Annotated in this window: 25 protein-coding genes; 14 read left to right on the top strand and 11 right to left on the bottom strand. The window is 36.2% G+C overall.

Annotated elements, in window-relative coordinates:
* Positions 1-360: 360 nt before the first annotated feature.
* The 3 genes from HZC31_05050 to HZC31_05040 are packed head-to-tail and all read right to left on the bottom strand — an operon-like array spanning position 361 to position 3502.
* The gene (locus HZC31_05050) at positions 361-1527 is read right to left on the bottom strand and encodes a methionine adenosyltransferase (GenBank protein MBI5002728.1); all 1167 of its coding nucleotides are present in this window, start codon (positions 1525-1527) and stop codon (positions 361-363) included.
* A complete protein-coding gene (locus tag HZC31_05045) occupies positions 1524-2558 on the bottom strand; it encodes a hypothetical protein (GenBank protein ID MBI5002727.1) in 1035 nt (344 codons plus the stop codon). Before HZC31_05045 ends, HZC31_05050 begins: the two co-directional genes overlap by 4 nt.
* Complete coding sequence (locus HZC31_05040) at positions 2549-3502, bottom strand: pyridoxal-phosphate dependent enzyme (protein ID MBI5002726.1); 954 nt, start codon at positions 3500-3502, stop codon at positions 2549-2551. The genes HZC31_05045 and HZC31_05040 overlap by 10 nt, the downstream gene beginning before the upstream one ends.
* 128 nt (positions 3503-3630) lie before the next feature.
* Here HZC31_05040 and HZC31_05035 point away from each other — a divergent pair, with 128 nt between their 5' ends.
* The 6 genes from HZC31_05035 to HZC31_05010 all read left to right on the top strand — a co-directional run bounded on the left by HZC31_05035 (position 3631) and on the right by HZC31_05010 (position 7538).
* The gene (locus HZC31_05035) at positions 3631-4605 is read left to right on the top strand and encodes an Lrp/AsnC family transcriptional regulator (protein ID MBI5002725.1); all 975 of its coding nucleotides are present in this window, start codon (positions 3631-3633) and stop codon (positions 4603-4605) included.
* Between the two features lie 163 nt (positions 4606-4768).
* On the top strand, positions 4769-5035 hold the full coding sequence (locus tag HZC31_05030) for an AbrB/MazE/SpoVT family DNA-binding domain-containing protein (protein ID MBI5002724.1): 267 nt from the start codon (positions 4769-4771) through the stop codon (positions 5033-5035).
* The gene (locus HZC31_05025) at positions 5029-5277 is read left to right on the top strand and encodes a type II toxin-antitoxin system RelE/ParE family toxin (GenBank protein MBI5002723.1); all 249 of its coding nucleotides are present in this window, start codon (positions 5029-5031) and stop codon (positions 5275-5277) included. The genes HZC31_05030 and HZC31_05025 overlap by 7 nt, the downstream gene beginning before the upstream one ends.
* A 203-nt stretch (positions 5278-5480) precedes the next feature.
* Positions 5481-6302, top strand: coding sequence for a methyltransferase domain-containing protein (locus tag HZC31_05020; protein MBI5002722.1), 822 nt, complete (start codon positions 5481-5483; stop codon positions 6300-6302).
* A gap of 131 nt (positions 6303-6433) precedes the next feature.
* Positions 6434-7024, top strand: coding sequence for a nucleotidyltransferase domain-containing protein (locus HZC31_05015; GenBank protein ID MBI5002721.1), 591 nt, complete (start codon positions 6434-6436; stop codon positions 7022-7024).
* On the top strand, positions 7008-7538 hold the full coding sequence (locus tag HZC31_05010; GenBank protein ID MBI5002720.1) for a hypothetical protein: 531 nt from the start codon (positions 7008-7010) through the stop codon (positions 7536-7538). The genes HZC31_05015 and HZC31_05010 overlap by 17 nt, the downstream gene beginning before the upstream one ends.
* Here HZC31_05010 and HZC31_05005 read toward each other — a convergent pair whose 3' ends face one another.
* Genes HZC31_05005 through HZC31_04990 form a run of 4 tightly spaced genes read right to left on the bottom strand, consistent with a single transcriptional unit; the run spans position 7539 to position 9308 of the window.
* Positions 7539-8423: a TIGR00269 family protein gene (locus HZC31_05005; GenBank protein ID MBI5002719.1), complete on the bottom strand. Its 885-nt coding sequence runs from the start codon at positions 8421-8423 to the stop codon at positions 7539-7541.
* The gene (locus tag HZC31_05000) at positions 8424-8618 is read right to left on the bottom strand and encodes a MoaD/ThiS family protein (GenBank protein MBI5002718.1); all 195 of its coding nucleotides are present in this window, start codon (positions 8616-8618) and stop codon (positions 8424-8426) included.
* Positions 8619-8636: 18 nt separating this feature from the next.
* Complete coding sequence (locus tag HZC31_04995) at positions 8637-9032, bottom strand: type II toxin-antitoxin system VapC family toxin (protein MBI5002717.1); 396 nt, start codon at positions 9030-9032, stop codon at positions 8637-8639.
* A 12-nt stretch (positions 9033-9044) separates the two neighbouring features.
* A complete protein-coding gene (locus HZC31_04990) occupies positions 9045-9308 on the bottom strand; it encodes a hypothetical protein (GenBank protein ID MBI5002716.1) in 264 nt (87 codons plus the stop codon).
* 421 nt (positions 9309-9729) lie between these two features.
* Between HZC31_04990 and HZC31_04985 the strand changes: the two genes are divergently transcribed.
* From HZC31_04985 to HZC31_04970, 4 genes are all read left to right on the top strand, one after another.
* Positions 9730-10335, top strand: a complete 606-nt coding sequence (locus HZC31_04985; protein MBI5002715.1) for a TATA-box-binding protein — start codon at positions 9730-9732, stop codon at positions 10333-10335.
* A gap of 276 nt (positions 10336-10611) precedes the next feature.
* A complete protein-coding gene (locus HZC31_04980; GenBank protein MBI5002714.1) occupies positions 10612-10830 on the top strand; it encodes a DUF433 domain-containing protein in 219 nt (72 codons plus the stop codon).
* Position 10831: 1 nt separating this feature from the next.
* Positions 10832-11194, top strand: coding sequence for a DUF5615 family PIN-like protein (locus HZC31_04975; GenBank protein MBI5002713.1), 363 nt, complete (start codon positions 10832-10834; stop codon positions 11192-11194).
* Positions 11191-11742 carry a hypothetical protein gene (locus HZC31_04970; GenBank protein ID MBI5002712.1) on the top strand — a complete coding sequence of 184 codons (552 nt, stop codon included), beginning with the start codon at positions 11191-11193 and terminating at the stop codon, positions 11740-11742. The genes HZC31_04975 and HZC31_04970 overlap by 4 nt, the downstream gene beginning before the upstream one ends.
* A gap of 21 nt (positions 11743-11763) precedes the next feature.
* On the opposite strand, the gene HZC31_04965 is transcribed toward HZC31_04970, so the two are convergent.
* From HZC31_04965 to HZC31_04950, 4 genes are all read right to left on the bottom strand, one after another.
* Positions 11764-12552 carry a hypothetical protein gene (locus HZC31_04965; GenBank protein ID MBI5002711.1) on the bottom strand — a complete coding sequence of 263 codons (789 nt, stop codon included), beginning with the start codon at positions 12550-12552 and terminating at the stop codon, positions 11764-11766.
* 223 nt (positions 12553-12775) lie between these two features.
* Positions 12776-13105 (bottom strand): hypothetical protein, encoded by a 330-nt coding sequence (locus tag HZC31_04960; protein ID MBI5002710.1) that lies wholly within the window; start codon positions 13103-13105, stop codon positions 12776-12778.
* Positions 13092-14000, bottom strand: a complete 909-nt coding sequence (locus HZC31_04955) for a hypothetical protein (GenBank protein ID MBI5002709.1) — start codon at positions 13998-14000, stop codon at positions 13092-13094. Before HZC31_04955 ends, HZC31_04960 begins: the two co-directional genes overlap by 14 nt.
* A 290-nt stretch (positions 14001-14290) precedes the next feature.
* Positions 14291-14815 carry a hypothetical protein gene (locus HZC31_04950; protein MBI5002708.1) on the bottom strand — a complete coding sequence of 175 codons (525 nt, stop codon included), beginning with the start codon at positions 14813-14815 and terminating at the stop codon, positions 14291-14293.
* A 139-nt stretch (positions 14816-14954) separates the two neighbouring features.
* On the opposite strand from HZC31_04950, the gene HZC31_04945 reads away from it, so the two are divergent.
* The 4 genes from HZC31_04945 (at position 14955) to HZC31_04930 (ending at position 21306) form a co-directional block, all read left to right on the top strand.
* Entirely contained in the window at positions 14955-18248 is a 3294-nt protein-coding gene (locus HZC31_04945) for a hypothetical protein (GenBank protein ID MBI5002707.1), read from the top strand.
* A 333-nt stretch (positions 18249-18581) separates the two neighbouring features.
* Complete coding sequence (locus HZC31_04940; protein MBI5002706.1) at positions 18582-19184, top strand: nucleotidyltransferase domain-containing protein; 603 nt, start codon at positions 18582-18584, stop codon at positions 19182-19184.
* The gene (locus HZC31_04935) at positions 19181-19774 is read left to right on the top strand and encodes a hypothetical protein (protein MBI5002705.1); all 594 of its coding nucleotides are present in this window, start codon (positions 19181-19183) and stop codon (positions 19772-19774) included. Before HZC31_04940 ends, HZC31_04935 begins: the two co-directional genes overlap by 4 nt.
* A complete protein-coding gene (locus tag HZC31_04930) occupies positions 19774-21306 on the top strand; it encodes a hypothetical protein (GenBank protein MBI5002704.1) in 1533 nt (510 codons plus the stop codon). Before HZC31_04935 ends, HZC31_04930 begins: the two co-directional genes overlap by 1 nt.
* The last annotated feature ends 184 nt before the right edge of the window (positions 21307-21490 follow it).

Below are 21490 nucleotides of genomic sequence, written 5' to 3'. Positions count from 1 at the left end.
TGTTTTGTGTTTAGGCGTTGACAAAATGTATAGTTTTTGGCAATTATAGTGAAGTTCTTCGCAAAGAGTTTCATATAATGGGTGTTTTGCGTAATTTTTTTGTCACCTTATTGCACAACTTTCTCGATGAGTTTTTGCTCTCCCATACAAAGCTCGAGCAAAAGAAAACTATGTTTTCCCCCTCTTCGAGAAAGCAGGGGATAAATCCGAAAATCTTAACATTGGCGGCTTCGTTAAATCTTCAAACAAAACAACCAAGAAATGCTTCGGACTATCCTCTAACGTTGATTTAATGGCTCGTTTCACTCGACTAAAATTTTTCAGAGTTAAATAAAACACTAAACAAAATAAGGGCAAAAATTATTTATGACGAATTAATCTATCAGCAAAACTAGCAACTTGGGAAAGTTCTTCACAAATTATATCTTTAACTTTACTTTGGATTGATGAAAAATATCTCTCATTGGTCGTTATTAAAGCGGAGACATTTTGAGGGTCATCTATTGGCTGTCCAATTCTGGAGAGTAAATAAACCTCTACATTTTCTACCTGTGGTAACTCTCTCACAATTCTTTCGGCAATTTCAAAAGCAAGAATGGAATAAATTTTTCCAGTATGACTCACTGGATTCTTACCAGCAATCGCTTCGAGTGTCATAGGTCTAAATGGAGTAATTAAACCGTTTGCTCTATTCCCTCTTCCTACACTACCATCATCACCCATTTCAGCACTTGTTCCACTTACAGTCAGATATATTGATCCTGCCTCTACACTGTCAGCATGATTTACTTTAACATAAACTTTCTTATCTGTTTGAGTTTGAGCAAATCCAGTCGCTTCTTTTTCCAGTGTTCTTTTAGCTTCAATATAATTCTCCAAACTTCCAATATAACGAGAAATTAACGCAACTGCTACTGTTAACTCAATTGCATCATTAGTCCTTAGACCCATAACTTTTATATCTTCTCCTGTCCATGGATATTTTGCTTTAAATGCAGGAGAATTCAAATATTCTTCAATCCCTAAAACTAATCTTTCTGTATCGGTTAATGGCGCATATCCTATTCCAAAACTAGTGTCATTAGCCAGAGGAACCCTAGATCGCTCTGTTACTTCATTCCAACTTGGCCAAATTTCGGTGATTGTAGATTCTACTACTACATCTGTATCAAGATTAAGATGAGGAACTGCTCTTCTCAGGTAATCACGTGCTGCTCTTTGGGCAATTTCTTCTATTGAAATTCCACCATAAGCACGACCACTTAATATTACTTTAATTGGCTTGGTAAAATGACCCCCACCAAATTCAACTTTCGTGGCTCCTCCACAGAGAAGTCCTTTATCTACATTATGATGTCTTATTTTTCCATACTTTACTGAATATTCCTGACTTAAATATAGGCTTACATTTTCCATAATTCCATCTATTAGCGTATCGGGATGACCTCTCCCTTTTCTTTCTACCATTTCTACAGGAAAATTCTGTACGAGATATTTCTTGGATTCCTCAATAATTATATTTTTCATTCTCTCTTTTCTCCTGACTCGTGAATGACCATAAATGACCTATTCCTTCCAAAATAGACATTAACTCGCAAAGTATTATCTTTTAGTACTTCAGTATAATGTAACATTCCTCTTTCTATTCTTTCATAATGCAAGCCCATTCTTACAGGCCCATCATCCTCTATGTAAAAATTCACAACGGCATCACAACCAAGCTCGGCTATTGTTTCGACTGCTTTTGAAGCTCTTGATGGACAAATTCTGGCATTGCAAGCATCACAATAACATAATTCAGCCTCCAAACCAACTTCATTAAAGATATAGCTTCCAGTGTTTCTCTGCGTTCCTTGTTTCAGAAGACCTCTAAAAGTACCTAATCTTTCGTGATACATTTCTATAAGTTTTACTCTATCTAATCCATGTTTAGAAGCAATCTTTTCATAATCTTCCGTCAGGTAATCATCTAAACATAAAGCAAGCAATGGTTCGACACCTTTTTCTTGTGCACAATTTGCCAATAAAAGCCCTATATTAAACATAAAATTGACTGTTCTGCAATAATATCTGGCAAAGTCTAATCTTGATATTCCTGAATCGCAATCCGTCGAAAAAGCTCTAAAGATTATAGCCTCATCTTGGCTAAGCTGCTGATGAGCTTCGATCTTATCTTTGGCAGTTTCATATATTCTTTTATACCTAATCAAATCCAATTGTCTGGGGAGAGACGGATTTGCTGCTTGAATTCCTAATTTAGTTCCAGAATTTATTCTATCTAAAACCGGTTCCAAGTCTGTAGCTCTGACTTCACATGCTCTTTTGAATTGGAAATCCTTATCCACCATAGCAGAAGTGTGTGTACTCAAAGTTTCTTCTAACTGTTGTGAAGAAAGAGAATCTAAAACAGCACCAAGTATCTGTGGAGAAAAAAGATACTTTAATTTTGCATTAGGACTTTCTTCTTCTACAGGACCTTGTTTTCCAAAGCAATAAACTCTTATCTTTCCATCTGCACAGAGTTCTCTTGATTTTAATACTGCTTCAGCTAACCCCATATTGCACCCCTTAGAGTATGATTCTCATCAAAATAAATTCCAGAACCGCTATTAACTACCAAAACAATCTCATTTTCAGGAACATTTATCTTTTTGGCAGCAGCAAATGCAACTGCCGCACTCGGTTCAGCTTTAATTCCACATTGCTGAAGAGCAAAATAAGTCGGCATAATTTCTGTTTCTTCTACAACGATAATCTCTCCGTATTCACCAATGGCTCTATTTATTTTTGGAAACAATTCTGAATAGGGTGTTACTAATTTATCTGCAATTGAATCTTCTTGTGTTCTACCCCCATACACACTCGCTTTAATTGTTGCTGCGATTAATCGTGGTACTTTCCTTCCAGTCTTACTAATGGTTTGGAAAAGATTCAAAGTTGAGTTTATTGCTTCCCCACCACCTAATGGCATGAAAACATAATCGGGACTACAAGCTAAGACCTCTTTAGCGAGTTGATTATAACTTAAATCGTAATTTTCAATATCAATACAGTCTCTTTCTGTTTCTCCAACTGTCTTAAGAACTATTTCTCTTATCTCTTCTCTTGAATAAATTCTATCACTTAAAGAAATTTCAACTAATTCTGAACAACCAGCCAATAATCTTTTAACTCTTTCATCTAATCTTTGGTCAATTATACTCATTACTTTAACTCCGTTCTCTCCATCCATGCCATTTAGCTGATTGTATTCTCGTGCAATATTTCCTAAACTATAGCCTGCTGTAGTATAAACGATTGAATATAAAACAGGATCTCTTTCTCCAAAATCATTAACCAATCTTGAACTACGATAATCTTTGAATGTTCCAGAAGAAAAACCATCCAGAGTTCGTACTTTACTGCAATCTTTAATTAATACATTCCGTTTCCTACAAAAATCATCAATTGTTCTACTTTTAACTATGGGTGCTGGTTCCAATATAATATTTTCTCGTACCATAAATTTTTCCACGTGTTAATTTAATTACCACTATATAGTTAAAATCATAAAGAGTATATTAAATGTTTTGGGAAAAATCGTGCAATAAATGGAAATACTTATAAATTAAACCACTTTTGTCAGTTAAAATGACTTATAAATTAGATTTAATAAACAGAAAAATTTTATATGAACTAGATAAAAATTGCCGAATTAGTGATAACCAGCTAGCCAAAAAAGTAAACTTATCACGTGAATCAATAAGAAACAGAATAAAGAAATTACAAAAAGAGGGCATAATTCAGGGATTTATTACCTCTATTAACCCTAGTAAATTTGGTTACATGTTTTTCAAGCTTTACTTCCAATTGGCTAATAATCCAAAAGAAAGAGAAAGATTTTATGAATACTTCAAGAAAATCCCTGGTCTTTATTGGTTTGGAGGTAATGATGGAGTCTGGGATTTTCATTCAACAATTTACGCAAGAAATGTTAAAGAATTTAATGATCTTAAGAACAAAATTTATACGGAATTTAGGGGTTTGATAATAAAAAGAGATGTTGGGATTCTAGTTAATGTTCGTCAATATACAAAAAGATACCTCCACGAGAAATTTAAAGAAATATCTGAACCAGCAATCTTTGCTGATGATATTATCGATAATAAGCTGGATGAGTTAGATCAAAAAATTTTAAATAACCTTGCTCAAAATGCCAGAATTGGTTTAGTCGAATTATCTAAAAAAATAAAATCTACAGTGGATATCGTGAGAAACAGAATTAGAAAAATGGAGGAGAAAAAAATCATTCTTCAATATCGTATTGCAGTTGACCATACGAAATTAGGTTATGATATGTTTAAAGCATTTATTTATTTTAATAATTTATCCGAACAGGATGAAAAAAGATTATTTGAATATGCAAAACAAAATAATAAAATCCTCTATCTAATACGACAACTATCCGCTTGGGATATTGAACTAGAGATTATGGCTGAAAGTTATGAGGAATTTAGCAGTCTTATGGACGAGATTAGATTAAAATTTGTGGATTCATTGAGAAACTACGAATTTGTATTAATGAGAGAAGATATTTGGGTCTTTGGTGAAAAAGACATTTTCTAAATTTTTACCCCCATTACGCGTAAACGGGGGAAAATCTTTGCTTTCAGGACTTCGTTAAATTCCAATGTTATGTCCAATTGAAAACAGGCAAATCTGTGGTAGGGGTACTGCTAAAAACCAAAACTATTTATATGGGTAAGTTACACCTTACTTTGGTGGTAATATGGAATACGCAATAGCAAAAGTAAGCACAAAGGGGCAAATAGTCATCCCTTCATCTTTAAGAGATGATGTAGAAACAGGAGATGAATTTCTCATGATAAAAGATGATGGAAGGTTTATACTAAAAAGTATGAAATCCCTTGCTTCAAATCTTCGAGAAGACCTTGCCTTTGCGGAAGAAGTAGAGAAAGCATGGCAAGAATATGACAATGGAAAATTTCAGAGAAAATCTAAAGAAGACTTTCTTAAGGAGTTACGTGCATGTTAGAAATAGAACATAGAGAAAATTTCCTTAAGAAAGTGAGCAAGATAAAGCACCGAGCCACTAAAGAACAAATCAAAAAACAAGTTGAGAAAATAATAGAAAACCCCGAAATAGGAAAACCGATGATGTATAGCAGAAAAGGAACTCGTGAATTATATGTGAAACCATATAGATTAGCATATGCATATTTCCAAGAAGAAGAAAAGATTGTCTTCATTGATTTATATCATAAAGACGAGCAGTAGCTTCCTACTCTCTCTTCTTATGCTTAAGAGAACTTTGTTCTTGAGAGCATTTGACCCCTTCGCAACTTCTCGGTTTAATGTTTTCACTTCGTTCAAACTTAAACCTCAATCCTAACGGACGACATAACAGCGGATAAAGAGTTCGGCAAATACTTCGTGTTTCACCACTACATTTATAGGATTAATCTTCTTTTATTTATTATATGAAGCGATTTACTGAACGCAAGACAGAAGAATACTATGACGCAGAGGATAAAATTTATTTATCATTTTGGGATGCGAAGGGAACGTGTCATTTTGGGCTTTTTACCGATGATGAAAGTCATATTTTGGCAGCTGAGAACTTAACTTATTTTATGATCAAAAATGCAAGTATTAACGCACATTCTATTGTTTTGGATGTTGGGTGCGGGGATGGTGAAGGAGATGTTCAAGTTGTAAGAAAAACAGGATGTAAGCTCGTTGGTATAGATGTAAGTGGTGTTCGTATAGCGCATGCAAAACAGAAGGCGAAACAGCAAAAACTGGACCATGTGCTCAAATTTTTCAAATCATCAGCAACAGACCTTAAATATAGGGATAATAGTTTCACTCATGTCATAAGTCAGTCGAGTATTTATCATGTTCATGATAAGATAAAAGCGTTGGGCGAGATATATAGAGTTTTGCAACACAAAGGCATTTTTGTATTTGATGATTTAATAAAGCCCCAAAAGCAAATAAGCAAAGATGCGCAAAAATGGGTGTATGAACGGCTTCTCTTTGATACTCCTTTTTCTTTTACGTCATATCAAACACAATTAAAAAAGACAGGTTTTGAAATTATTCAAGCGATGGACATATCACAACACATGAGTAAGACATATAAAAAATTAATAAAAATACTTCAAGATAAAATTGCTAACGGAGAAAACAGCAAATATCATGAGAGGTATGCGTATCTTATAAAAGCGTATCAAAAAACAATTGAAGCAACAAATAAAAAAGAAATAGGGTGGGCAATCTACGTTTGTAGAAAACCATAACGCATCGAACATTTTCATTTTGAGTCTTGCACCAAGACCTCATCCCAACTCCTTCAACAACAAAATGTTATTAAAATAGCGAAACTTTTATATAGTAACTCATAGTTTCTATGTGGTAACTTAATGTTACCATGACAACTTTAACTCAGAATGAACGAAAAATTGTGCTGATCCTATTTAAAGAGTACACTGTTTTTTACAATGCGAATTCAATAAGTAAAGTTTTGAATATCAGCCACGTTGGCGCCCAAAAGATATTGAAGAGACTTCTTCAGGAAAATCTAGTAATTAGTAAAACAATAGGGAAGTCCATAATTTACAAACTCAATTTTAATGATCAGTATGTCAGCCAGCTGGTCGCTTTTTTGCTCGCAGATGAAGCCAATAAATTCAAACGATGGAAAGAAGAGTTTAAAGAACTTTTTAAGAAAGAGAGAATAGTCCTGCTTTTTGGCTCCGCTGTTAAAGATTATACTCATGCCTATGATATAGATATAATGATAGTTATAGAAAATAAAGAAGTCAAAGAAGTAAATGCTATCTTAAAGAAAAAAGAAGAAATACTTCCTAAAAAGCTTCATGATATTAAATTAACTCAGCAGGATTTATTGGAAAATCTTAAAAAGAGAGATAAAGCATTCGTTGATATTATCAAAAATGCAATTATTCTTTATGGTCAAGATACATATGTGGGGATAGTAAAAAATGTCGCAAGCCTCTAAGCATGTTGAATGGTGTTTGAGCAAAGCTGAGAAAGAGATTGAAGAATGTAAAAAACATGGCAAGAGAACAAAACATAGAGGATTGGTAAAAACCTACTCCAACATTGACGAAGCTAAAAAACATCTTGCCAAAGCGGAGCATAATCTTAATGGAATAACAAAATTCAAAGAAATTGGTTTTTCTGATTGGTCTATGTCAGCTGGCTTTTATTGCATTTATCATTGCTTTTTGGCCATTGCCGGCAAATTCGGCTACGAATCCGCAAATCAAACCTGCACAATCTCTTTAATGAGATTCCTCAAAGAAACCAACAAAATACAGCTTGGGGAAAAATTCATCGAGTTGTTGGAATATGAAGAGATAGAAGAAATCAAAGAGAACAGTGTTATTGACATGAGAGAAAATTACACATATGGTGTGCAAATTTCAGTCAAAGACGAAGCAAAGATCAATGAATTGAAAAAGATCTGCAAAGAACTTATTGATATCACTAAAGAAATAATATACAAATAGTTATGCTCCCAACTCCTTCAACAACATACACGCCTTGCAATACTCCCCAACACAAGGTTCATCACAGGTCTGACAATGACGGAGTAAAGGAACATTGCGCAATTTCTTTTTCAACAACGGCAATCGTGAAACAAAATGCTTGAGCAACCGCGCCTTCCCTCCTGGATACAATCTCTCAAGATCATTCAGCGTATCTCCTACTTTTGCTCGATATGCGCCAACAGCGTTCGGACATTCTACATATCGCACTCCTAATCCTTGCAAAAACGCGTACGCAGCAATTTCTTTTTCTGTCACAAAATACAGGGGCTTGATCCGTGGAACAAAAGCGGTATCTTTCACCATGCCTGTGATGGGACCAAGGCGAGGCAATAAATCAACTTGATGTTTCAATAAATTCATCAATACCGCCTGTGATTCATCATCAAGGTTGTGCCCAGTGACGAGTTTTGTCGCGCCAAGTTCGCGTGCTTTCTTATTCAATAAATATCGACGAAATGCCCCGCAGATTGTGCACGGCTTTTCTTTCAAAAGCACTTTCATTTCATCAAGCGTTTTGCCCAATGCTTCTTTATAGGAAACAATAGTATAAGGCACATGATATTTCTCACAAAATGCTTTCATATCTTCAATAGTGCTTGGTCGGTAGCCTGCAATCCCTTCATCAATGCAGACAGCGATCACTTTATATTTCCATTTTTGAAGTAAATAGAGGATAGTGAGAGAATCCTTGCCTCCGCTCACTCCAACAACAACTTTATCTTTTGCAGTAATGAGTTTATGTTTCTTGATAGTGTCCAATACTTTTTTCTCAACAGAAGCGATAAAGTGTTTTTTACAAAGAGAAGAAAAAACAACAGGTTGTTTGCATGTGAGACAGCGCATTTAGCCACCAGAAATAACAGAAAGAATCTTAATGCTATCACTATTTCTAAGTTTCTCTTGTTCTGTAACGAGTTGATCATTTCGTACCACGAGAACAGTTTCAGGATTGAGTTTAAGGTGCTCTAAGAGTCCTTGTGCTTTTCCTTGATAAGTCAGTGTAAGCTTTTTACCCGTTCGTTCTATAAAAACATCCATAACAGAAATAAGTGATCCTCATTTATATATTTTGATCTCAGGAATCTCTTTGTACAAATCAGGAGTCGTTGTAAAAAGAGCATAATTGTTTCTGGCTGCAAGAACGCCAATGAAGATATCGCGCAAATCCACTTTTTTCCCTTCTTTTTGAAATCGAGTAAACATCTTTGCTGCTTCTGCGCACGCTTCTGGTGTCCATTCCAGCAGGGTCATCCGATGAAGGAGATCCCAGACAGCAGCAGTGTTCTCTGTAGGCTTTTCTGATGCTTCTGCGATGCAAAAAAGTTCAAACAAAACAAAAGGTGCAACTGCGATGTTCGCAGTTTTCTCTATCTTTGCAATCTGCTCGACAATCTCTGTTTTATTTGCGAGAAGATCGCAGAGTATTTCTGTTGTCACACATACTTTATCCATTGTGCACCTTTATTATTGCTTCTTTGGTTCTGCTTTCTGAGGAATATAACGGAGACGCCAGAGCTTCCAGCGATCTTTGAGTTCTTTAGTAGTTCCAGAAATCTGTTTTTCAGATTCTTTCCACGAGCCAGCAAGTTCACTAATGTTCCTGCTTTTGTGAAGAGAAGTAACTGCAGAATCAATAGAAACAGGATGTCCTGCTTCATGTTGGAGTTTTCCAGCGATTTTTGTGAGCCAAACATAATTTTCATCGCTGATTTTGATCGTTTTTACCATAAGTTACTAAGTAGTAAAAGTGGTATATAAAAGTTTTGTTTTTGAGGATTTCTGTTGAAAATGGCGTTATTTATAAACAAAAAGAGATAACTTTAAATATAAAATGGGTCAATGAGATTACTGATCATACAACATATCTAGGCTAAACATATGATCAAATCAAACAAATGTGAGCATCCTGCTTACATTTGCTTTTTTTTATTTTTTAATTCTCTTGTTTTTAATGAAGGCAGAGCAAGTTCTAACTCCAAAAAACAGGTCGACGTGTTTTCTTCCAAGAGAAGCAGATGTACCTCTTTTCAGTGAGAAGAATAAATCCCTCCTTCCTCTGAAAATAGGTCTTTAAAAAAGAAGTATTTATAAATAAGAACTATTTATATACTCTAATTAGGGGTTTATATATAAGTGAGGGGGAGATTATATGCCAAAAGCAAAACCAACGAAAGCAGCAAAGTCGAAAGAATCTATTAAAGGGACAGAGCCTGCAAAACGCGATATTCAGATAGTAAACATTGTTGTTTCTACTTCTTTGGAGCATGACATTCCATTAGAGAAGATGGCTGCGACATTGAGTAATACAGAATACAATCCAGAACAATTTCCAGGTTTAGTCATAAGAATTAGAGAGCCAAAAACAAGTGCGCTCATCTTCAGTTCAGGAAAAGTAGTATGCACTGGCGCTCGAACATTGGAAAAAGTAGAAGAATCCTTGCAGCAAATTATCAAGAGCCTTGAAAAAATTAACATTAAAATCAAGATCAAGCCAAAAATCAATGTGCAGAACATTGTTGCGTCAGGCAGTGTGGGTATGGATCTCAATCTGAACGTGCTTGCGATGAAATTGGAAAACACAGAGTACGAGCCAGAACAGTTCCCAGGTCTTGTTTACAAGTTACCGCAGGCAAAAGCAACCTTCTTATTGTTCAGTAACGGAAAGATTGTCTGTACAGGAACAAAGAGTGAAGAGCAGGTTAATGATGCAGTGGATAAGCTCATCGAAAACTTGAAGAAGACAAAAGGGAAGTAAATTTTTGTTTTTTCTTATATTTTTATTTCATTTCTAATACCATTATCATTTCTAAATAGTTGTATTTCTCTTTACATAAAACCCCATTACTGCGGTAATGGGTCCCCCTGACATTTTTTGCTTTTGCTGGTGCGTGTATTCGCCTTGCAGTGCTTTTGAATCCCATTGTCTTTTTTTGAATAATTTATTGAAACTTTCGAAAGAAACAAAATGAAGGGGAGTTTTTTAAAATTTTCGATAAGAACTTTTAAATAGGAGAAACACATACAATCATTCATGGCAGAAGTAATCATTGACCAAAAAACGAGACATGGAAAGCCAGTAATTAAGGGAACTCGAATTACAGTAGATGAAGTGCTGGAAATGTTAGAGACAGGAATGACGTATGAAGAGATTCAAAAAGAATATGGTTTGACAAAGGAACAAGTTCTTTCGGTCATACGATACACTTCTTCAATAATTTCAGGGGTAGAGGTTCATAAAATCCCTGCATAAAATGAAGCTTTTTCTTGATGAGAACATATCTTTACTATTAGTTTTTGAACTTCAGAAACTTGGATTTGAAGTGGAGCATGCAATCAGTGTTGGATTAAGGGGTGCAAAAGATGGAGAGATAGCACAATATGCAAAAAAACAAAAAGCAATTTTAGTAACAAAAGATATTGAGTTTGGGAGCTTGCTTTTATACCCAAAAGGCACTCATTATGGTTTAATCATATTACGGTTTCCTTGTTACTTCACTACTCCTCTTATTCTTAAACATCTTAAAATATTTTTAATAAATGGAGAAGAAAAAGATTTAATGGGGAAGATGGCTATTGTTGAGATAGGAAAGTATAGAGTGAGGGACATAGAATGAAATCCATCGACATCGTATTCCCTAAAAATAACGAAGAAGCGTTTATTAAAACAGCGAAAGCGTTGGGAACAAAAGAGTTGATCTTCCTTTACCCTTTCACCGCATATCAGGCAAAGACATTCAATGAAAAAGGCATTACTATAAAAACAGGAATTTGTGCGCTTCCAAAGCAAGTCCGCGACGCGCAAAAAAAGGCAGAAATAGTAGTCGTCAAAGCAGCAGGAGAAACAGATTTACATACATTGGAACATTTCCCACCCACTATTATGTATGGCTTTGAATTCTCAGAAAGAAAGGATTTCATGCATCATCGAAATAGTGGGATGAATCATATGCATGCGGCAATGATGGCAGAGAAAAACGTTACATACGCATTTCCAGTTTCGCAATTAATCAGTGCAGAAGAGAAGCTCAAAGGAGAGATAGTGGGAAGATTGCGGCAGAATATCGAGCTTGCGAAGAAGTATAAAGTAAAAGTAATTCTTGCGTCCTTTGCGGCAGAACCAACAGACATGAGAAATGGGAAAGATGTGTGGTGTTTGGTTTAGAAAGAAGAAATAACCTATTTACTAATAGTCACTTGTTGCAGAGTCATCAATCGTATCTTCTTCAGTATCTACTCCTCTGATTACAATAACACCGTCGTTATTATCATCACGATCAGTTTCATCACTCCCAAAGATGTAACAAGTAACAACAGCTGTATTGCTGTATCCATCACAACTATTTCTACCATCATCCGCGCATGCGTCAATCTCAATATATTTACCACTGCATGCATTATAATCTATTGCATGATGATAATGGTGTGTAATCCAGTTTCCTTCGCCATTGATACTAAATGTAGAGTCGCTTTGGAAAATAAGGGGGAAAAAAGGAGTAAGGCCCACTGCACCATAAGCAGTAAAACTTTTCATAAGATTGCTCCCAAAAACACTGTCATATTCATACCAAGGGAAAAAACGAAGTTGAGCAGTTCTCCGATGTGAACCTTCATCTTCATAATCAGAATTTTTATTAAAATAATAAACTTCAACAGGTTCATCATTGTTACTATCCACATATTCTAGATACCACCTGCTTGTGGTGTGATCATTAGTGTTATCAAAAACAGTTGCAGTAATCTCTGCGCGAAGTGTATATTCAATATCTGTGTTAGGATCAGTGCAGGTGACATAACATTCATCAGTACCTATCGTTGCAATATCATCTTCATCATCATCTGCGCCAGTTTCTCTGGTTGTCCACTCATCTACTAAAAATTCTGTGTAAGTTATCGGATCAAGACCTAACCCAACACTAAAAGGCAGTAACAAAAGGAAGAGTACGAAGATGGAAAAAAACCGATTGAAGTGCATTGCAGATCTCCTCTTTATTTAGATTGAATATTCTTATTTAATAATTTATCTATTTTTTCTTTTTCATCATTTATAAACACTGATCCAAACAAATCTCTTCTACTTTATGACAAATTTTTACCAAAATAAAACTTCTGGATGTAGGTATGTATCGTCATCAATAGTATCTTCTTCAGATAATTTTAGAAAAAATCACCTGCTAAAACTTAAAAAAATGATTTTTTCAAAATTCTCTAAAATAATAAACTTTAACTGGTTCATCATTGTTACTATCCACATATTCTAGATACCACCTGCTTGTGGTGTGATCATTGGTGTTATCAAAAACAGTTGCAGTAATTTCTGCACGAAGTGTATATTCAATATCTGTGTTAGGATCAGTGCAGATGACATAACATTCATCAGCACCTCTCGTTGCAATATCATCTTCATCATCTGCACCAGTTTCTCTCGTTGTCCACTCATCAATAAGATATTTTTCTAATGCTAATGTAACAGAGGAGAGAGATATAAAGAAGAATAAACAAAATACAAATAATTTAATCAAGTGCATTACAAATTTCCTCTGAGGTTGTATCGCATCCAAGTATTTCTAAACAAGTAGTTTTTTTATTACTTTCAGCAATCGTGATACAAAATGTTGTATTTTGTGTTTCATAAACTATTGCAAAAAGGCAGAAATCATAAGCATCTAGCCCGTATGTATTGAAGAGAGAAGTATATTCTTGCGATAATGGGTTCCAGAACTCACAGGCAATGGGTTGTTCTTTCTCAACAGCAAATTGAAGTATATTTTCTGCAGTAGCACCAAGTTCAACATTCTCCAACTTTTCTGTTAAATATGCTCTAATTTCATCTGCTGATGCGTTAGGATTGTAACCACAATAAAGGTCTTGTTTACTGCAGTATGTTGCATCTCCAGTAGAATCATAAAAAAGGAGAATACATTGATCTTTTTTTGACTCTTCAAGCTCGAGGCATAATGTAGCATCATTTTTTGCAACAGCAAAAGCAGCTGTGCAATATGTTCCTTTTTCACAAACAGTAATATTATCTTGTTGTAGTGCAAGCTGTGTAATGCAAAATCTCCGATCTTCTGCAAATCCACAAGAAAAGATTTCTTCTTCAATGCCTTCTGAAATAATTAAGGATCCTTTTTCCCCTATGCTTTCCATATCCCCTTCATACAAATAAATCAAATACCCAAAGACAAGAACAAGAAGAACTGCTAAAATCCCAAACACCCATCTACTCCATTTGAGGTGAAATTCCATGTGGGGCATTTCAATAGATTTTCGTCTTAATAATGGTTCAGCGCTCTTCAAACTTTGGAAGCTCTCACTGATTTCTTGTTGACTATAGCCAGCCTGCAAAAGCTTCTTACTAATCAAATCTTTAGAGAAACCTTTATCGAGTTCTTTTTGAATATAGTTTGTCAGCTGAGACATAACAGAAAAACCACCACTTTATCTTTATAATCCTTTGTTTTCACTAAAGGGGAGTATGCTTGGTTTGTCATTTTTCATCTTGTTTCTTCTTTGTTCTCTATTTTAGGTATTCAAATAAAAATAGATTGCGTAGACAGACAAGGACTTTGCTGAGCGAATAAACAATAAACCAGGGAGTCGCTCGGTCTCAAAAGAATCGCCAAGCAAAAGTCCTACAACACAATTTATCTCTTTATATTTAGGTGTAGGAATATAATCGACTAAAACAAGCGAGTCTAAAAAAGAATAACTCAACACCCAACAGTGCTCTGGTTCGTCAAAATCAAGAAGTTGCAGTAATTCTTGTTCCAGACCTCTGTTTTGCATTCGTATTTCATCACTTTGCTGGTCATATTCGTGCAAAAAGAAGTATCTTGAGTAAATGCTGCAACTTTCATTAAACAGCGTTCTTTGTCGCGATGACTGAATATGCTGCAATCGCTTTCTTGCTGTGGTTCAACAGCAACAGTTTTTTCAGAAGGAAATGCGTTTTCCAAAACTGTTGTCCAGTCAAGAGAGAGAAGCAGCGTCACGATGAAGAAAACAGTAAGAATAATAAAAAGCACAGCAAGGATTGCGAAAAGCCATTTATGTTTTGCTTCTTCTTCAACAATTTTGTCGATGAATTTGTGATAATGCTGTTTGGTGTGATAATCGCGAAGGCCGAACGCAATCTCCTGTTCACTATAGCCGGACTGCACGAGCTTCTCTTTAACAAGGTCTTCGGAGAATCCTTTTTTAACTTCTGTTTCAATATATTTGACAAGCGGATCCATGCAGATTCTCTACATCTGCACTTATATAAACCTTTGCCGACGCAAGCTTTATATACAATAATGCTACAAAAAAAGGTAAACTGACGTAGGGCATATTTCAAGTTTCCGTCTTCAAAGAGAAAATGTAGCGAGGTAGATGATGAAAAAAAATCTTTTAATCATACTTTCTTTTATGGTGTGCATTTTTGTTATTACAGAAAGTGCCTCTGCGTATGAGTGGGGTGGCGGGGGCTATAATTACGATCCTTCGAGCACAGGAGGAGATTCCGGAACAGACGGGGGAAGCGATATTCCTGATGAAGGGGATTCTGAATTTACATTAGAAGAATGGTGTCTTGATAACCATAATTGTACTATTGTTCGAATAGATACAGGGATTGCATGCTACAGGGGAGCGAGAGATGATTTAAACACAAGAAAAGTTTTGCAAGATGTAAGAAGTTATTATGGCTATGGCTTTGAATATGAAGAAACAGATACATCCTCAGGGTATAAAATAAGTGATATTGTTCCAACAGAGATTTTAATTAAAGAAGCATTCTTTGGGGGTATAACGTATAATTCAGGCCTTGCTGATTTAGATGCAGTTCTCCCTTATACCGCAGATTGCAGTGAGGACGCAGAGAGTGGCTATGACTGCTCTTATGAATGGAGTAGTGTTCACGAGTATGCAGCGTACATCCCGTGGATTATTCATAGCGAAGCAGATGACCCAAGATTGTATAGGTATGAAGGCCAAGGTATAGAAGGGGATGATCGTTTTAGTGCAAACATGGGTTGTAGGGCGTATGGGGGATATTTTGTTAAATATGATATTGCTGGTGTTCCTGTGGGAATGGATCAGAATAAAGAACAGTTTTATTCAGGGTCAATATTCTCTACAGAAGATATGTTTTCTATTCCCTCATGGGATGGTACATTCGCAGACTATGGGACTGATGTAGTTTGGGATGAAGATCCAGTGGACTGTGCAAATATAGGGGGGACATGGTCTGAGGATGAAACATATGGAAACCAACAGTGTTGTGGGGATGACTATGTTTGGGTTATGAATCGACCGTTGACAGAAGACGAGAGGGGAAATTCGTATGATTTAGAGTATCTTGATGAACAAAAAGAGAGTTTAGCAGAAGATGATGTAGAAGGGTTAATTGCACTTTCAGTTAATTATTGTCTTTATGGAACAAAAGATGAAACTACTGGAGACGCATTAGAACCAGTGAATATGGGGTTGTATTATACTTGCCCAGGAACAGAATTTGATGCGTATGATGATGATGTAGAAGATGCAGCTGCATGGTCCGCAGCAAATGAAGATACTTGTTATGATGATGAAGGAAACCTTCTTTCAACGTGTGCATATCAGATTGCAACAGTAATAGATCCGCAATCAGATGAACAACCCACAGATTTAGGAAAATGGAGTTCTCTCGATGGTACTACTTCAAACCCGCAAGTTTGTTATGTTGAGACTGATTTGGAAGAAACAAGTACAATCCCTGCATTTGCATGGGCTGATGTAAATGATGTGGGTGATCTTGCCATAACAATAATGGGAGAAGAAGTCACCGAACTATACAAAGAAGAGAACCGAGCAACAACCATCTGTGAAAAATATCTTGGGGGAAAGTGGACAGGAGGCCATTGCTGCGGAAACAAGTATGATTATGGCGGCGATTTTGGAACAGTGGGATATTATGATGAATCTTTCTCAGAAGCAACACCTATCACGTATGATACAGGAGATGTAGTATATCAATATGCATGCTTGCAAGGAGAAATTTATGATGGAGAAGGTGCTGGAACTCCTGCACGCTACACAAAAGACAATGGCACAACAGTAGAACTTCTCAATGCAGAAGGAACATGGTATGGTTGTAATATGGAATATATTAATGATGCAGGAGAAGACTGGTATAAAGTACAAAATGGAGAAACATCCACTTCATTAATCACAGATACCACAAACATCGCATCGTGCACAGTGCAAGGAAGTTATCTCTGTAATTATAACTACACTGATTCGGATGAAGATGGTACGCCAGAGAGCGAAGAATGGGAATGGTACTCTCTTAACATAGGTGATGAAGGAGACTATGTCGAAAACGTTTTAGGCTACAAATCAGGAGACACATTCACCTCAAATCCTCCAGTAACGCCGTGGGCAGAAGATGAAGGATTACAGCCATACGGTTGTTGCGCGGCAAATCGTTGTTGGGATGGCACAGCGTGTGTCGATGAATATTCAGAATATAGTTATGATGATGATGCTGTTGAAGAGACACCAGAAGTCGTCGCAATTTGTTCTCAAGGATCATGGAGTGGTCCAAAAGAAACAAAATATGATTGGTATGCGAACACCGACGCAGCAGCAGTGGATTATTGTTTCAATAATTATGCGTGTGTCTGTAGCACAAGCGAAGATGATGAAACCTACTGCACAGATAATGAAGAGTATGTGGTTTCTGGCTGTACCATGGCGCAGGACTTTTACAGCAATGATCATTTCTGTGAAGCGATAGATGGAGATGATGATGGAACTGAAGATTATGATGAAGAAGGAGACACATCACAATGGACATCGCGAACAAAGTTCCTTGCGTTCCAGTTATTAGAAATGGCAGATGGAACAGAATATACATTGTTCTGTGATAAGTATGATAGCGCAGTAAATAATTATGTCGATCTTGAACCAATTGCAGAAGAAATCAACAGCGTTTGTATTTTGAAACAAGACGATGAAGTTACTGTGGGAATAACGCTCAACAGTCAAGATATGTCCTATCCAATGGGAGCGGATCTTGAAGAAACGTTGTTTGACTCCAATGGTTTTATTGATGCGGCAGTAGAAGAAGAAGTGGATAATTGCGATGATGCGCTTGCAGAAACACAAACAGAGCGCTTTGGAGAATTCTTTAGTTGCGATGGCTCCACAACTGTTTGGTACAATTCTGTTTTGAATGCGACTATTTACAGCAGAGACGGATTAAGCGCAAGTCCAGCGTATCCCGATGTAGATTCTTGGCAGGGAATTCTTGATGAGAAAAAAGATACAGTAATCGCATATATCACTGATAATGAACTCACCACACAAGATGGTTCTATCGAGTTGAATGAAGAGTTTATTGGTACAGAAGAAGAAACAGTGGGTATGGAAACAATTGCAGACTACAATAGATTCTATTACAGCACAGAAAATAGCGCAACAATTATTGGGGTCGAAGATATAAAATACAATGGAGATGGAGACAACAGATATTATATGGCAGTACTATACGATGGTCCAACACTCGATTGCGAGCAAGTCTATGCGCCGTATGAAGATACTGCGACAATGTTCTGCGACAGCACCAACGGAATTGTTCTCGAACGATCTCCAGAAGGATCAGCGTACTGGAGAAGTCTCACCGCAGGATTCAGAGCAGAAGAATAATTGTTTTTTAATTTTCTTGCAATCTTTTGATAACTTGCATGATATAAAAATAAATAATAAAAGAATAGGGACTCTCAAGGACTATCAGGCGATTCAAACAACACCAAGAAAAATAGTTGCTCAGCAATAACAAACACGCGCACCAGCAAAGAAAAAAATATCAGGGGGACCGATTGCAGCAGCAATGGGGTTTTATGAGGTTATATCTCATTATAATATCAATAAAAACAAGATCGAAGGGACATGAGCGAGTATTTCCCATGATGGAGGTACAGAAATACTGGCAAAAGCCGAAACATTTAAGTATTACTTAAAGTAATAACATTATTACTTATGGTAATAACTAATGCGGCAAGCGAAATAATTAAATTTTTTGTCGCTGATCCAACAAAAGCGTATAATATCAGGGAAATAGCAAAAAACACCGGCATTAATTATCGGTTGATATATAATGCGGTTCTTGCTCTTGAAAAAGAAAATTTTTTGGAAATAAAAAACGTGGGAAATATTCGTCTCTGTTCATTTATTTCTGCGGGGAATATTCCTCTCTGCACGTATGCTGAAGCCGAAAGAACAAAGAAGGTTCTTGAAAAAAATGTCGCTATAAACATCATCAAACAAGAGATTGATAAAAAAACAAATACTGTTTATGATACAATAATAGTATTTGGAAGCTATGCGAGAGAGAAACAAAAAACAGAGAGTGATGTAGATATTCTGTGTATTATTCCAGAAGGGAAAAAGAGAGAGCAATATGAACAAGAAATGCATTCCATTCTCAAAATCCTCCATTATAAAATAGATGTAAATGTTCTAACAGAAAAGGAGTTCATCGATGGGAAAAAAGAACAAACCATAAACATAATAAAAGAAGTAATTCCAAATCATATAATCTTGCGAGGTGCAGAGCAGTTTCATTATCTGCTAGGAAAATGATCACCGGAAAAGAGATTTTAGAATCGAGAAGAGTAATAAAAGAACTGATAGAAACAGAGAAAATTGTCTCAGCAGATAAAAAATTTGTTTCTTTTTTCATGCAGAAGGCAGAAAATGCATTAGAAACAGCACTAGTTCTTGATACTCTCTCATGCAATGAACAAAAAAAGAAAGAATTCTCGCTTCATGAAATGTATAATGGGTATGTTTGGGTAATAAACACTGCGTATTATGCGATGTTTTATGCTGCAACAGCGCTTCTTGCAAAATATAACTGGCGAATTAAAGAAGAGAAGGGAATACACGCGCTTACGTATCACGCGCTTGTGTATTATTTTTTAGATAATGATCAAAAGCTGAAGAAATATTATCTTGAACAATATAAAGAAGCAGAAAAAGAATCATTTGAAATACTTCAAGTTGCAGAAGCAGAGGCAAAGCAACAAATTGAAAATGTAAGGTTAGAGTTAGAAAAGAGAAGAATATTCACGTACGAAATGGGAAAAAGCGCAGAAGAAGCAAAAGCACAATCATCAATAAAGAGAGCAAAAGAGTTCCTCACAATCGTGAAAGAGTTGCTGGTGAAATAATGAAAAAAAATGCACAAGTCACTATCTTCATTATTCTCGGCATTGTTATTTTTACAGTCATTGGTCTTCTTTTTTATCTCACCACAACAATCAAGAGTAAAGAGTTCACAGAAGAGAAACAAGAAGTAACGGATTTATTCACCGCGCAGGGAAAGTACACCAGCTACATGCAAGGCTGTCTTGATCAAACAACAAAGCAAGGCATTGCGTTGTTAGGAATGCAAGGAGGAGTTATCTGGGACTATCAGGCAAATGACACAAAACCATTTTTAGGGCCAAGAAAGTATGAGTACGGGCAATATGTCCTCCCATACAAATATGAAAAAACACTCAACACTTATGATGGCACTGCAACCATATTCAACATTTCCTATGGAATTATTGCGCCAGATCTTTCGTTAGGAATAGAAGGTCATCCTGGCGTTCCAGATTATCCGTATGGATTGACAAAGCTCATTGAAGATCCGATGAACATAAGTAGAATATATTCTAATCCATTCGGCAACATTTTGCTGAACCCATTTCCACCATTATGCGACTATTATGGTGCAAATGCGCCAGGGCAAGAAGGCGCAGTTTTCTCGTGTGAAACCTACGATTCAAAAAGAAAATCAGACAATGATAACGTACAAGAGTACTTAGAAAAGTATATCACGAAAGCATTCAAAGAATGCGTTTCGCTGGAAACATTGCCGGAGTTTTCAAACACCTCTATTCATTCAGGGAATATAACGATAAGCGCGACATTTTCGCCAACAAGTGTTTCGATCAATGCAGAGTATCCAATTATCGCGGATGTTTCTGGAAAAGAAGGAGTGCTTGCGTTGCAAAAATTTCACACAACAGTCGATGTGCGATTAAAAATGATCCATGAGCTTGCGAGCAGATTGATAGAAAATGATGTCAACAACATCTTCTTCAACATAGCAAGAGACGCGAATGAGTTGGTGGATTGCAAAGAGCCAGGAAAAGAAGCAAAAGTCACCCGCTGTCTCAAAGATGGAATGCAAGTCATAAAATACAGGGATGTCTGTCAAACAAACGGGTTGTGCAAATCTTATGGATTATATGATGATATTGTGATGATTCAAGACAATAAATCCACAATCAATGGTCGTCCGTTTGTGTTTGCGTTTGCAGTGCAGAATCGGTATCCGGCTTTGGAAATAATTAGAAATGAATCCGCACAAGATCAATATGAATATGTCGTAACAGAAGGAGACATTATTTCCATTAATCCGTACGGCTATGATCCTGATGAAGATGATCATACAGCGCAGGATTATATGGAAAATAGGTACATCTATGGTCTTTGGAAAGTGGATTATAATGAAGTTGCAGGAGTAAAGACAGTAGGAGTGACTGATGGGTTTAACGAGTCAACAACATGGCAAACAACGCAAAGAGCAGCAGAATATACAACACAAATTGGCGACAAAGGAGAACATACACTCCTCGTCCAAGTCTGTGATAATGAAGGGCTTTGTGATTTCCAGAATATTAATATTTTAGTGGAAGAGTATTCTCCATAATTGCTTACCTGTATCAATAATCTTAACTCGATTTTTTATTGCATTTCTTAGAGCCTATCCCATTAGATTGACCTCCATGTAATTATTCCACATGCGAGATGCAATAATCCTATGTAAGCATCTGGTCTTTTAGACCAACGAATCAATAACCCTCTAAATCGGTTGAACCAACTATGTGTACGTT

The sequence above is a fragment of the Candidatus Woesearchaeota archaeon genome (assembly GCA_016214075.1).
Lineage (GTDB): Archaea > Nanobdellota > Nanobdellia > Woesearchaeales > DSVV01 > JACRPI01.
Note: the sequence above shows the minus strand (reverse complement) of the source record. Positions and strands in the feature narration are given on the sequence as shown.

Coding starts and splice junctions, on each gene's coding strand:
- HZC31_04945 (MBI5002707.1), top strand. CDS start 14,955: ATGAAAAAAAATCTTTTAATCATACTTTCTTTTATGGTGTGCATTTTT.
- HZC31_05025 (MBI5002723.1), top strand. CDS start 5,029: ATGTTAGAAATAGAACATAGAGAAAATTTCCTTAAGAAAGTGAGCAAG.
- HZC31_05040 (MBI5002726.1), bottom strand. CDS start 3,502: ATGGTACGAGAAAATATTATATTGGAACCAGCACCCATAGTTAAAAGT.
- HZC31_04965 (MBI5002711.1), bottom strand. CDS start 12,552: ATGCACTTCAATCGGTTTTTTTCCATCTTCGTACTCTTCCTTTTGTTA.
- HZC31_05020 (MBI5002722.1), top strand. CDS start 5,481: ATGAAGCGATTTACTGAACGCAAGACAGAAGAATACTATGACGCAGAG.
- HZC31_04960 (MBI5002710.1), bottom strand. CDS start 13,105: ATGCACTTGATTAAATTATTTGTATTTTGTTTATTCTTCTTTATATCT.
- HZC31_04990 (MBI5002716.1), bottom strand. CDS start 9,308: ATGGTAAAAACGATCAAAATCAGCGATGAAAATTATGTTTGGCTCACA.
- HZC31_04980 (MBI5002714.1), top strand. CDS start 10,612: ATGGCAGAAGTAATCATTGACCAAAAAACGAGACATGGAAAGCCAGTA.
- HZC31_04995 (MBI5002717.1), bottom strand. CDS start 9,032: ATGGATAAAGTATGTGTGACAACAGAAATACTCTGCGATCTTCTCGCA.
- HZC31_05000 (MBI5002718.1), bottom strand. CDS start 8,618: ATGGATGTTTTTATAGAACGAACGGGTAAAAAGCTTACACTGACTTAT.
- HZC31_04935 (MBI5002705.1), top strand. CDS start 19,181: ATGATCACCGGAAAAGAGATTTTAGAATCGAGAAGAGTAATAAAAGAA.
- HZC31_05015 (MBI5002721.1), top strand. CDS start 6,434: ATGACAACTTTAACTCAGAATGAACGAAAAATTGTGCTGATCCTATTT.
- HZC31_04955 (MBI5002709.1), bottom strand. CDS start 14,000: ATGTCTCAGCTGACAAACTATATTCAAAAAGAACTCGATAAAGGTTTC.
- HZC31_05035 (MBI5002725.1), top strand. CDS start 3,631: ATGACTTATAAATTAGATTTAATAAACAGAAAAATTTTATATGAACTA.
- HZC31_05030 (MBI5002724.1), top strand. CDS start 4,769: ATGGAATACGCAATAGCAAAAGTAAGCACAAAGGGGCAAATAGTCATC.
- HZC31_04985 (MBI5002715.1), top strand. CDS start 9,730: ATGCCAAAAGCAAAACCAACGAAAGCAGCAAAGTCGAAAGAATCTATT.
- HZC31_05050 (MBI5002728.1), bottom strand. CDS start 1,527: ATGAAAAATATAATTATTGAGGAATCCAAGAAATATCTCGTACAGAAT.
- HZC31_05045 (MBI5002727.1), bottom strand. CDS start 2,558: ATGGGGTTAGCTGAAGCAGTATTAAAATCAAGAGAACTCTGTGCAGAT.
- HZC31_05010 (MBI5002720.1), top strand. CDS start 7,008: ATGTCGCAAGCCTCTAAGCATGTTGAATGGTGTTTGAGCAAAGCTGAG.
- HZC31_04950 (MBI5002708.1), bottom strand. CDS start 14,815: ATGGATCCGCTTGTCAAATATATTGAAACAGAAGTTAAAAAAGGATTC.
- HZC31_04940 (MBI5002706.1), top strand. CDS start 18,582: ATGGTAATAACTAATGCGGCAAGCGAAATAATTAAATTTTTTGTCGCT.
- HZC31_04930 (MBI5002704.1), top strand. CDS start 19,774: ATGAAAAAAAATGCACAAGTCACTATCTTCATTATTCTCGGCATTGTT.
- HZC31_05005 (MBI5002719.1), bottom strand. CDS start 8,423: ATGCGCTGTCTCACATGCAAACAACCTGTTGTTTTTTCTTCTCTTTGT.
- HZC31_04975 (MBI5002713.1), top strand. CDS start 10,832: ATGAAGCTTTTTCTTGATGAGAACATATCTTTACTATTAGTTTTTGAA.
- HZC31_04970 (MBI5002712.1), top strand. CDS start 11,191: ATGAAATCCATCGACATCGTATTCCCTAAAAATAACGAAGAAGCGTTT.